The 11028-nt window shown below is 42.3% G+C and carries 11 protein-coding genes and 1 tRNA gene; 3 read left to right on the top strand and 9 right to left on the bottom strand.

The window, feature by feature from the left end; translation table 11 throughout:
- Positions 1 to 29: 29 nt before the first annotated feature.
- The 4 genes from SOI82_RS07635 to SOI82_RS07620 form a co-directional block, all read right to left on the bottom strand.
- Positions 30 to 452 carry a photosystem I reaction center subunit II gene (locus tag SOI82_RS07635; protein WP_320666841.1) on the bottom strand — a complete coding sequence of 141 codons (423 nt, stop codon included), beginning with the start codon at positions 450 to 452 and terminating at the stop codon, positions 30 to 32.
- Positions 453 to 569: 117 nt separating this feature from the next.
- The gene (locus SOI82_RS07630) at positions 570 to 1949 is read right to left on the bottom strand and encodes a sensor histidine kinase (protein WP_320666840.1); all 1380 of its coding nucleotides are present in this window, start codon (positions 1947 to 1949) and stop codon (positions 570 to 572) included.
- Positions 1946 to 3226: a rod shape-determining protein RodA gene (gene rodA / locus SOI82_RS07625; protein ID WP_414153506.1), complete on the bottom strand. Its 1281-nt coding sequence runs from the start codon at positions 3224 to 3226 to the stop codon at positions 1946 to 1948. Before rodA ends, SOI82_RS07630 begins: the two co-directional genes overlap by 4 nt.
- A 2-nt stretch (positions 3227 to 3228) precedes the next feature.
- Positions 3229 to 4305: an Mrp/NBP35 family ATP-binding protein gene (locus tag SOI82_RS07620; RefSeq protein WP_320666839.1), complete on the bottom strand. Its 1077-nt coding sequence runs from the start codon at positions 4303 to 4305 to the stop codon at positions 3229 to 3231.
- 214 nt (positions 4306 to 4519) lie between these two features.
- Between SOI82_RS07620 and hemF the strand changes: the two genes are divergently transcribed.
- Positions 4520 to 5539: an oxygen-dependent coproporphyrinogen oxidase gene (hemF, locus tag SOI82_RS07615; protein ID WP_414153529.1), complete on the top strand. Its 1020-nt coding sequence runs from the start codon at positions 4520 to 4522 to the stop codon at positions 5537 to 5539.
- 5 nt (positions 5540 to 5544) lie between these two features.
- Here hemF and SOI82_RS07610 read toward each other — a convergent pair whose 3' ends face one another.
- Positions 5545 to 6291: an N-acetylmuramoyl-L-alanine amidase gene (locus SOI82_RS07610; protein WP_320666838.1), complete on the bottom strand. Its 747-nt coding sequence runs from the start codon at positions 6289 to 6291 to the stop codon at positions 5545 to 5547.
- Positions 6292 to 6315: 24 nt separating this feature from the next.
- On the bottom strand, positions 6316 to 6867 hold the full coding sequence (locus SOI82_RS07605) for a cofactor assembly of complex C subunit B (protein WP_320666837.1): 552 nt from the start codon (positions 6865 to 6867) through the stop codon (positions 6316 to 6318).
- 234 nt (positions 6868 to 7101) lie between these two features.
- On the opposite strand from SOI82_RS07605, the gene SOI82_RS07600 reads away from it, so the two are divergent.
- Positions 7102 to 7746, top strand: a complete 645-nt coding sequence (locus tag SOI82_RS07600) for a ribonuclease D (protein ID WP_320666836.1) — start codon at positions 7102 to 7104, stop codon at positions 7744 to 7746.
- Between the two features lie 18 nt (positions 7747 to 7764).
- Here SOI82_RS07600 and SOI82_RS07595 read toward each other — a convergent pair whose 3' ends face one another.
- Positions 7765 to 8034: a hypothetical protein gene (locus SOI82_RS07595; RefSeq protein WP_320666835.1), complete on the bottom strand. Its 270-nt coding sequence runs from the start codon at positions 8032 to 8034 to the stop codon at positions 7765 to 7767.
- Positions 8035 to 8091: 57 nt separating this feature from the next.
- Positions 8092 to 9405 (bottom strand): lipid-A-disaccharide synthase-related protein, encoded by a 1314-nt coding sequence (locus SOI82_RS07590; RefSeq protein WP_320668388.1) that lies wholly within the window; start codon positions 9403 to 9405, stop codon positions 8092 to 8094.
- On the opposite strand from SOI82_RS07590, the gene SOI82_RS07585 reads away from it, so the two are divergent.
- A tRNA-Cys gene (locus SOI82_RS07585) sits at positions 9370 to 9440 on the top strand. The two genes, SOI82_RS07590 and SOI82_RS07585, sit on opposite strands and share 36 nt — an antisense overlap.
- Before the next feature lie 438 nt (positions 9441 to 9878).
- On the opposite strand, the gene SOI82_RS07580 is transcribed toward SOI82_RS07585, so the two are convergent.
- Positions 9879 to 10190, bottom strand: coding sequence for a hypothetical protein (locus tag SOI82_RS07580; protein ID WP_320666834.1), 312 nt, complete (start codon positions 10188 to 10190; stop codon positions 9879 to 9881).
- Positions 10191 to 11028: the final 838 nt, after the last annotated feature.

Below are 11028 nucleotides of genomic sequence, written 5' to 3'. Positions count from 1 at the left end.
CAGGCAAATTGTAGTTGTATTGATTGAATTTATTCGTAGCTTTGCTTGCCGCTGAACTTAACACTTGCTGGATTTGGGTTTTCACCAATACGGCGTGGATTGTGGCCCACCATTGGACGTCCTTCATTTACCTTTTCAGGGAATACACCATCTTTAGGGTGAAGGAACTCAGTATCACCACCAGCAAAGATTCGGTAAATCTTGTAGTCCTCAATTCTTGGCTTAAAAGTCCTTAATTGAGTTCCGAGGGCCAGGCATTGCTCCTTACGAGCAAAGTACATCAAATTGTCGCCCTCGTTCATCACAGCTGCCCCACCAGTAGGCAGCTCAAATGCTTGTGACTTGGAACTAGACCAAGTAATTGCATACTTTTCTTCTGTTTCCGCAGAATTAAGCAAGCCACCAGTGCTGGCGATGCTTTGAGGAAGATTACCTTTTAGAGCTTCTGTCATGGCTGAAGTCGTGAATCAACATGCCTTGGTTAAGTGAAAAGTAGCACCGCATTTTGTGCCCTAAGGCACTTCACTGGTCTAACCTTCACACCCGTCAACATTAGTACATTCAAAAAATCAATTTTTAACTTCCGCAATTGGGAAGAAAATAATTAATCCACTCTCTCCACGACGGGTAAGTCTGCCTCCCAAACTCGCTAATAAACGCTGAGTAGCTTCCTGAGTTAGTTGGAGGCTTCCGGTGCTTGGATTCCAACTAAGAACAGGCCCCAAGTCAGAATTTTGTTCATCACGAGCATTTGCAGAGTGCTTGGACTTTGGGGTCTTACTCAAAATTGTGAGCTTTAGTCTCTGACCTGCAGGACGAAGCTCTAAACAAAGAGTTCCACCAGATTGCAATCCCCGGGTATTTCGATCTATCAAACCTCCCAGCATTAATTCCAATCTCGCTGGGTCACTAAGAACATGCGGCAAATCAGGGGATATATCCAAATGAAGCTTGATGCCTCGCCTTTCAACTACTTGACTCCAAACAGGGTGAAGCATCTCGAGCATGTTGCCCAAATCAGTTATCGCTAGCTGAGATGACTCTGGTGGCTGCCTTTGTAATTCGGCAGCATTAAAAATCAACCCAAATCTATCTATTTGCTCAGTGCACTCTGAATCAATTTGATTAAGGCGATTTATTACTAATTCTGAAAGATCCTCACGCCTAAGAAGAGAGCGAATCAATGTTCGAATCGTTGCAAGAGGTGTTCGAATCTCATGAGTTAATGCCTCAAGAAGATTCAAATGAGTACTTGACTCATTTTCTTTCTGATTGCTAGCTGAGTGATCCGGCAGAGTTTGAAGTGTCAAGCTAGGAGCAATGCCAGCCAACCTTGCTGAAAGAAAAGGCCAAAATATCTTCTGAATCCCATCATTACCGCGTAGATCTCCAAGTGAAGCTAAAGAAAAGCGAAGTTCTCGGGCCTGTTTCGGGTCTTCATCATCAAATCTCAAATCAAGCATTCTCAATAGATCCCTAATTGTTTCTGAATCACTACGCATAAGAAGATTCCTTTCGCCTGGAGGGCCTTGCAAAGCCAGTGCAACTTGAACATCAGGAGTGATGATCATCAAAAAAGGATCGTGGCCATCCTCATCTCTCAGTGGGAGGCGTATGTAGCGCCCTAGTGTTAACTCATTGATCTCGTTTACTGAACCAGCTCGGCTGGGAGGCAATAAAGAAGCAAAAGGGGCATTAAGTCTTTCCAAAGCTTCCGGAGCCCAAACCCATCCCTGCAATTTGTCTAACAACCTCGGCTCATAAAGAGCAGGCAGAGGAGAAGCCAGCCATAAGCCTTTGTCTAATTCCATAGGGCCTAGAATTTCATCCTGCAAAGTATCCAAAGCCCCCCACCACATTCTCCTAGCAGTTTGTTCATCAACTCTGCTATTTGGAACATCTTGAGCCATTCGCTCTTGAATGGCACTTAAAGAAATTTGTGCACTCACCAGCTTCTACTTGCTGTATATCCACGTCGGGCTACCGACATGCAAAGGCCAAGAGCAACAAAGTTCACTAACAAAGCAGTTCGTCCATAACTCATAAATGGCAAAGGAATTCCTGTGACAGGGCCTAAACCAATAGTCATAAAGATATTCACCATCACTTGAAAGACCAACATTGCTAAAACTCCAACGACAACAAGTGACTCAAAATCAGTTCGTGCTTCTCTAGCCACAGTCAAGAGTCGAAGCAGTAAAAAGAAAAAACCTGTTATCACAAGCATTGTGCCTAAAAAGCCCGTTTCTTCCCCTAATGCACTAAAAATAAAATCGGTATGTTGTTCAGGAATAAAACGCAATTTTGTAAGCTGACCTTGAAGCAAGCCAGTTCCAAATAACTGGCCAGATCCAATCCCAACAGTGCTTTGGAGTAAGTGATAACCACCCCCTAAAGGATCTTTAGTGGGATCAAGAAATAAAACCAAACGATCTCTTTGATAGTCCTTTAAACCATAAAGCCATAACCAAGGGGTAACCCATGCAATTACAGCTTGCAAAATCATTGTGAATGCAGCCGCAAAATTCCGTTTTGGCAAAGATCGATACGCCAAGACACCCATTAATGGAATCCAAACAAACAAAACCCAAGGCAGTAATCCAGCTAAAACCGCAGTAACTATTGCAGATAAAACAAGTAAAAGCCATTCAAAAGGCATTCCAGACCAATAGAGCATTGTTAAAAGAACAGCACCAAAAACTAAAGAAGTACCCAAGTCAGGCTGGAAAAATACCAATAACCAGGGCAACAAAATCACACTTAGAGGCTTCAACAAGTTGATTGGTTTTCTTATTTGATACCCATCAAGAACTGCTGCTAAAACAATAATTACAATCAATTTTGCGAACTCTGAAGGTTGAACATTGAGCCCAGCAATGCTGAGCCACCGTTGCGCACCCAAAGCTGTTGTACCAATCAGTTGAACAGCAACCAAACTACCAATTGATAAAGAATATAGAAACATTAAAAATGGTCGGATTCTCTCAATAGAGATTTGAGCAAGTACATTGGCGAAGCAAATACCTAAAAAAGCAATTATCAAATGTTGAGACCAATCAGCGTAATCAACCTGTCTCTGAGTACTTGCGATCAAAACACTGGCCAAAAGCACCAACAACAAAGGAATACCCCACAGTACAAACTCCATATGGTTCAAGGTATTTCTCAAACGACCAGTACGCCGCATCAAGTTTCGTCGGCCCTTTAAGTAGAAACTTGAGGGCATAATTAAGTGTTTTGAGATATAGATTCCAAAACACTATTGGCGAGATCAAGAAAAACTTGAGCACTAAGAGATTCAGGACGACTATGAACTATTGGCTTGCCTTCGTTTCCATCTTCTTGAAGGGGCATCTCCATTGGAATTTTCGCTAATAATGGGACATCATTTTCATCTGACAACTGATCTCCTCCACCCGAACCAAATAAGGAATAACTTTTATTTGGCTGATCTGGAGGAACAAAAGCAGTCATGTTTTCAATTACTCCAAGAACAGGAACATCCATTTGTTTAAACATTGCTAATCCACGCCGGGCATCCTGAAGGGAAACCTTCTGAGGTGTAGTAACTATTATGACGCCAGCCATTGGGACTGCTTGCGCCAAAGAAAGTTGTGCATCTCCAGTCCCAGGTGGAAGATCGACAACCAAAATGTCTTTTTCGCCCCAAAGCGCTTGAAAAAGAAATTGCCTAATTATTCCGTTAAGCATTGGGCCCCGCCAGATAACTGGTTGACTCTCATCTATTAGTAATCCCATAGATACCATGGCAACACCACAACTTTCTATAGGGATTATTTGTTGCTCAGCCCCACTACCTACTACCTCTGGTGTGGAATCAGCAACACCAAGCATAATAGGGATATTAGGGCCATATATATCTGCATCAAGCAAACCAATCCGAAGCCCCCTCTGAGCCAAGGCACAAGCCAGATTGACGGCAACCGTACTTTTTCCAACACCACCTTTACCACTGCTGACAGCGATAATCTTTTTTACGCCAGCAATAGACTCAAGCTGAGCAACTTGCCCATGCCCAGCTTGACCAAGTGGAGCCTGAGAGGGTGGGCTCCCAATTTCTATCTGAACCTCACTGACATCTTGTAGGTCAAGAAGGTGCGCCCTAATTAATTCAGCCAAACTTTCCCTTTGGCTCTGTGCAAAGCCAGGCAACCGAAGACGAACGATAGCTTTGGGAGGGTCGACTCTAATTTTGTCAAGCCAACCAAGCTCAACGACTGAGCGACCACTACCTGAATCTTTGACGTTATTGAGAGCGATTCTCGCCTGCTCAGCAGTTGTCATTCATTCAAATCTAATGGCTTTAATCCTAAGCGTGAAATCCTATGACTTAGTCTAAAAATCGCAAAAACTTGGCTTTTAGCTTTGACCTAAATAGCAAAAAAGCTTTATTTGTAGAATTCCTATGTTGCGTTCCATCACCAAGCTTTTCAAAAAGTCTTCAGTTGATGCTGATATGAGAGGAAGTGATAAATCGCTGACTGAAAAAAACTTGTCAATGCCTCCAACAAATTCCAGAGAAAAAGCAAGAGAACTTGTCTTAGGACTGCAAGATGAAATCTGTGCTGGATTAGAAGTTATAGACAGAGAAGGTAAATTTCAAGAAGAAACTTGGGAACGGCCTGAAGGGGGGGGTGGCCGTTCACGAGTAATGCAGGAAGGAAGAATTTTTGAACAAGGAGGAGTTAATTTTTCAGAAGTTGAGGGTGCTGAATTACCACCATCAATCCTTAGTCAAAGACCAGAAGCAAAGGGGCATAATTGGTTTGCAACAGGCACCTCAATGGTGCTACATCCACGCAATCCTTATATACCAACCATTCATCTCAACTATCGTTACTTCGAAGCTGGTCCAGTTTGGTGGTTTGGTGGAGGTGCTGACCTGACTCCTTTCTATCCCTATTTGGAAGATGCACGCCACTTTCATAGAGTCCACAAACAAGCATGTGATTCAGTTAGTCCTGAACTACACAACGTTTTTAAACCTTGGTGTGATGAATATTTTTTCCTCAAACATCGAAACGAAACTCGTGGAGTAGGAGGAATCTTCTATGACTATCAGGACGGCTCAGGAGTCCTTTACAAAGGACAAAATCCAAACGGCCCTGCTGGAAAAATCTCTAATGAACTTGGAGCCTGTCCTCAAACTTGGGATCAACTTTATGCATTAGCAAAATCATGTGGAGAAGCTTTTCTACCTGCTTACACTCCAATAATTGAAAAGCGTCAAAATCAAAATTATGGCGATAGAGAGCGACAATTCCAGCTATATCGTCGTGGGCGCTATGTCGAATTCAATCTTGTTTGGGACCGCGGCACAATTTTTGGGTTACAAACCAATGGGCGTACTGAATCAATTCTGATGTCTCTCCCACCAATGGCACGATGGGAATACGGATACAAAGCCCCAAGTAATTCAAGAGAAGCCCTACTAACTGACCTGTTTACTCAGCCACAAGATTGGCTAAATGACCGGACACTTGATGAACGATGTCTTGTTCATCAAGCGATTGACTAAATACTTTATTTACTACTAATTCCTTGAGTTATTGCTTGAACAACTCTACTAGCGAGTTGTTTCACAACTTTGTCTCGAGAATTGATATCTCGTAAATTTCTCTCTAATTTCCCTTCTAGTTTTCCTATTTCCAGAATTCTTATACCTCTTCTAGGAGCACCTAAACCTCCACGAAAAAAAATCGGATACCGTCCAAAACTCCTAGCCAGGCTTTCATCTACACTGTTTAGACTTCGAGAGATTGCAGGTATAAGACCTGAACCAAAACCATATTCGCCATAAGAGTCAAAATGAATTTCTATTGCATAGCCTCCTTCCCTTACGTGTCTTGAACCAACAGACCAATTTGTACTGGGGTGATTACCATCAACAATATTACGTATTCCAGGATCATAGGAGTTGATATTCAGACCTCTTTCTCTACCAAGTTGAACAATGGCATCACGTACTTTCATATTCCAAAAAAGCTCATCACTCATGGATGGATCCATTGGCATCTTGCCTTTTAAGTCAACAGCTTCACCAGCAGTTCCTGCACCTGCAATACCTTGTGAGTCTGCATGACCAGCCAGAATCAAAAATGACAATGAAGGTGACACTTTTTTTGTCCCCAACCATTCACTTTTGAGTCCTACTCTCGAGCCCAAAAGGGGATCTTTAAAATGCAGAGGTAATTTTTCGGTTGAAGCTTGTAAATCAAAAACGCCCCAAAAACCAAATAGTCCTATGGCAGTAAGCAAAGCATTTCTCACATATGAAGATATATACCCCATCTCTTAAATCGGAGAAGAAAGGAGTGAGCCATCAGTTGCTAATTGCAGACTTTTGGCTAGTTCTAATTCAATAGCAATCAACTCATCACGATGAGCTCGAATACGCAACAAACTACCTTCTTCTTCAGCAGAACTAATCAACCGAAGCTCTAAACATTCCATCCGAGCAGCTCTTCTTTGATAAACAAATCCTGCTGCAGGTCCTCCTATCAAGGCAAGTAACAACGGCCACCAACCCAAAACGGGATACAACTGAGTTATTACCAAGCCCAAGCAAGCAGAGCCAAGGCTTCCGAAAATTGACAACAAAACTGCCAAGGTTCTACTAGATGCAACACTGCCCTGGAAGCGAAGCAATTGTCTATCAGCATCCCCACCATCTCTTTTCCAGCCTCTTTCTTCTAACCAGACACTCAGTCCATTCAGGACTTTCAATGGTGGCAATGTTGATCGCACATCTACTACGGTCGTGCGGTCTTTGCTGGCAGCCCGCAGAAAAAAAACCAATCCAATAGCCAACAAAAGAGTTAGCAAAAGTACGGAAGAGAAGCCCATTCACAACTCAGAGGTAATAAATCAAATCAATATTTGCGAAAGTCCTCAACCTATAAAAAGCTTTAGAACAGTTCGCAAGATTTTTTCAATTGTCGTCTTAATTAACTTACCTACCCACTGCCAGCAGAAATCAAATGTCACAATTTCAGTCTGAATAAATTAGCAAGTGAGGAACTTTAAAGATGCAAAATACTTGTTAGTACTTTGGGCCTGACCTCTCCCCTTTATTGTTTCATGAGCAACTTCTCAATGACTCCTCATAGTTTTTCCATTTTTGACGGAGACCTAGATATAGAAAGTGCTGATTGCTTCACCAAAGCATCGGCAATTGCAGTCGATACAGAAGCCATGGGCCTCATTCATGGTCGAGATCGACTTTGCCTAGTACAAATCTGCGACTCAGATGACAACGTTGCATGCGTAAGAATTGGTGTTGGGCAAAAAACTGCTCCAAGACTGAAAACCTTATTGGAAAAATCTACTATTGAAAAAGTATTTCATTTTGCTCGCTTTGATGTGGCTGCACTAGGAAGCGGTCTTGGCATTGAAGTTAATCCTATTTTCTGCACCAAAGTGGCAAGCAAAATCGGACGTACTTATAGCCCTCGTCATGGGCTCAAGGAAGTAATCATGGAACTAGTAGGAGTAGAGCTCGACAAAAAATCACAAAGCAGCGACTGGGGACGAGTAGAAGAGCTAACTACAGACCAATTAGCATATGCGTCTAATGATGTTCGTTATTTACTAAAAGCAAAAATAAAACTCGAAGATATGTTGAAACGAGAGAATAGATGGGAATTAACCCAAAGATGTTTCAAATGTATTCCAGTGATGGCTGAACTAGATAAATTGCGATTTACACAAGTTTTTGAACACTGAACCAATTACTTCATAGCTTCAATCTTCCACCATAAAGTTCTCTTCCTCTGCCAATGCTCTTAACAACTCATCTAATTTGGCAGCTACCTCAACATCCCCTGAACTTTTATGTGAACGGGCCTCTTTCAGTAGACGCTCAGCAATATCTTTTTTGTTATTCAAATTTTTCACGCCATCTCTTGCAGCAACCAACTCAACTTTTCTTCTAGCAGAAGCAAGGCTAATACTTAAACAACTAGCCAATTCTGCACAAAGTTTCATATAGAGATGATCCTCAATAGGTGCCATATCAAAATTGCTTTACAGCTTCAGTATCCATCTTGAAAGACCAAGTCTCTAAAAATATTATGCATGCTCTAATAAAAATTTCGAAATCAGGGCTGCCAATGCACTACTTCCTCCGCTTGAGCCCATTCTTCTTGATCCAACTCTGCCTATCCGCTCCCGAAGAGAAGCATCATTAAGCAAAGTTTCTAGATGTTCAGCCAACAAGCCTGGACTTCTGCAAGGCATGACTGCCCCTCCAAGCAATCGACTCTGACGCAAAGCAAAGCTGCGCTTGAACTGAGGCCCTTCACCTGGCAAAGACAACGCAGGAATGCCCAGTCCAACCAATTGCTCTGTAGCGGTACCTGCTGTTGCTAATCCAATCTCGACCCAAGAAACCCAAAGGCTAAATTTTCCTGGTCCTAAGAAAACATTGCAAAAACCATTTTTCCAAAAGGTATTTACGCCAATTTGATTGCCAGGACATGAAAATTGTCGATATCCCAATTCATCCAATAACTCTTCAAGTTCAGTTACTGAAGGTGAGGAGCCCAAGGGGACCAAAATCTTGATCGGAGTTTTGCTGTTTAAAAATGAAATGGCATGTATGAGGCGTTTAAAATTAACCTTCGCCTCTGGGACCCGACTACCACAAAGTAATAACAAACGACGAAAGCCTTTTAAAGCTTGAGGTAATTCAACTCCCTGAAGGTTATCCATCATGGGATTACCAGGGAAATAAGCTGCCACTCCATGCTTTCTTAATCCACGTGCAGTCAAATGATCCCGTACTGCAACCATCTTGCAGCGAGAAGACCGCATAAGGGCATACTCCCAAGGATCCCATTCAGTACCTTTCCATGAATGGTAATAATCACTAAGTGCATAAGCAGGACCACTTCTCCAGGTGTAATCACTCTTTGGAGTCCCTATAAATCCAAATGAGGCTCCGCTGCACCATCCAAAAAGTAATGGCAAAAAGTCACCAACAGCAATAATGACTCTTCCGTTACGAGCCTTGGTCTTAATACAACACCATTGCTCCCAAGTACCCTTCACAAGCCCCGCGAAAATATCCTGAACTAGTCCCCGAAAACTCTGATTGCTAAAACCACCACTAGGCAAACGCAGCGAAGGGCCAACTCGACGAAGCCACCCTTCAGAGATTGCAGTCGCATATGCCTTGCCTTCTCCCACCAGAGGTAATACCTCTAAATTCAAGCTAGGGTGAAGTTGATGCAAAGATTGAAGAACTTGGAGAGCTATTAAGTCCTCACCATGTCCATTCGAGAGAAATAATAGATTCGCAGGAGTGTGACTGATACGATCCGCTAAAGAGCTTAAATGCTCAGAATTGGCGGCATGGCCAAGTGGTAAGGCAGAGGATTGCAAATCCTTTATCCCCAGTTCGAATCTGGGTGCCGCCTCCTTACCTTTCCCGCAAATCAACTGCAGAAACTCGATTATTAAATCTCTCTTCCTAATTGACACGGTAAGTAGCCGGTAGCTAAGTCAGTTCGCAACTGAGTAGACCTATAGATCCAATTCTTACCTACCAACGCGCAAAAAGATACTCTCTGACTGGACCAATCCAGATCATCTTGCTCAAAGATACCCACCATCTAAAAATCCTTGGATACGTAAGTCAGGATTTATTGCTGTACAAACCACCCAAAGGTTCGTTATAAGAGCTCCAGCAATCCAAACAAGACAGGAAAAGCCTTAGTAAACAAGGTTCAATCATCTTTCAAGAAACAGACGATTTGAAAGAAAAAATCAGTCAACAAATTATTGGTTACGAGGTAATTAGTACTTCACATCAAGCCACTGAACGTCAAGTTGATATTTTCCAAGAAAGTCGTGACTCAATTAGATACAAGGAATACTCTCTGCCTAATAGCTTGCCTCTCATTCCTTCTCATAAATAGAGTATTTATACCCAGCATCTGCATCATTGCTGGAATAACAAATCTCTTCCATTTTTCATTCAGTACTTCCTGTTTATTGTCACCACCCAAGAGAGTGCGGATACATGTATGGCATGAGCGATTCAAACCTGAATTATCGCAAGGTATCCATCGATAGAGATAGAGGGCCAGAAGAACAGGCATGAAAAAGGGCGTCCTCATCGAGCAACGCCCATACCGACAAACTTGTGTGAGGAGTGTCGTATACATGTTCTAATGCTTTGATGAGTATTTGTCAGCGAGTGGTATGAAATATCTGCAAACAAAAGGCTAAAAAAAGCATCCTGCTTGCTCACTGGTAGATAACTGGATGCCTTTTTAAGCATCAGTCTCACAAGAAGAGCTGTTCGAACTTTCTCATCGATCTAGCCCGAAAGAATCTGAACATCAAACAAGGATTGGAGCCACAAAAGCTCTGATCACTCACTCATCCATTTCCAAGCCACCTCATCAATTTTCAAAATCACCATCGTCCAAGAAATCAATTTTGCTCATATTCATTACCCAGGAATGAAACAGGTCTTGCTCTCTCCCGAATCAGCAGGATCATTGAAGGAGAACCTACCCAATACATGCACCAAAGAACTAATGACAAGACAAGTCATTTGACAGAAGGCTTGCAATGTTGAAAAACCTCTTTCTTGGCACACTGCTGATCATCGTTTGGACTTCACCAGGCTTAAGATCAGTGACCGCCAATGGTTTGCGATCCCTGGCCAATTTAATTGAATCCAAAGAGCCGCAAAGGAACTCCCAAAAACACTTCAAGATACCCAACCCCTTCTATTCCGAAGAACAAGGGGAAAGTACCAAGTTTGAAAAATCTCACAAAGTTCAATAGTAACCATAAGAGCCCTGCTAATACTTGCACCGCCTTTTAGACAAATAAGCATTTAAAGCGGTTGAGAAAACATTAAGAACTCAGGATTATGAGGAGTAAGTCAACAAAGTTAAGCTTAATTTATCGTACTAAATATTTTTCTAATTGCAAAATCATTGATAAAGAAAAGAAATAGGGATTTAAAGACACAGCTCTTTACTTATCCTG

The sequence above is a fragment of the Prochlorococcus sp. MIT 1307 genome (assembly GCF_034092395.1).
In the GTDB taxonomy this organism is placed as follows: Bacteria; Cyanobacteriota; Cyanobacteriia; order PCC-6307; family Cyanobiaceae; genus AG-363-K07.
Note: the sequence above shows the minus strand (reverse complement) of the source record. Positions and strands in the feature narration are given on the sequence as shown.

Bases quoted from the DNA above. Each gene is read 5' to 3' on its own strand.
- SOI82_RS07635 (WP_320666841.1), bottom strand. From the start codon at position 452: ATGACAGAAGCTCTAAAAGGTAATCTTCCTCAAAGCATCGCCAGCACT.
- rodA (WP_414153506.1), bottom strand. From the start codon at position 3,226: ATGCCCTCAAGTTTCTACTTAAAGGGCCGACGAAACTTGATGCGGCGT.
- SOI82_RS07620 (WP_320666839.1), bottom strand. From the start codon at position 4,305: ATGACAACTGCTGAGCAGGCGAGAATCGCTCTCAATAACGTCAAAGAT.
- hemF (WP_414153529.1), top strand. From the start codon at position 4,520: ATGCCTCCAACAAATTCCAGAGAAAAAGCAAGAGAACTTGTCTTAGGA.
- SOI82_RS07605 (WP_320666837.1), bottom strand. From the start codon at position 6,867: ATGGGCTTCTCTTCCGTACTTTTGCTAACTCTTTTGTTGGCTATTGGA.
- SOI82_RS07600 (WP_320666836.1), top strand. From the start codon at position 7,102: ATGAGCAACTTCTCAATGACTCCTCATAGTTTTTCCATTTTTGACGGA.
- SOI82_RS07595 (WP_320666835.1), bottom strand. From the start codon at position 8,034: ATGGCACCTATTGAGGATCATCTCTATATGAAACTTTGTGCAGAATTG.
- SOI82_RS07580 (WP_320666834.1), bottom strand. From the start codon at position 10,190: ATGTATACGACACTCCTCACACAAGTTTGTCGGTATGGGCGTTGCTCG.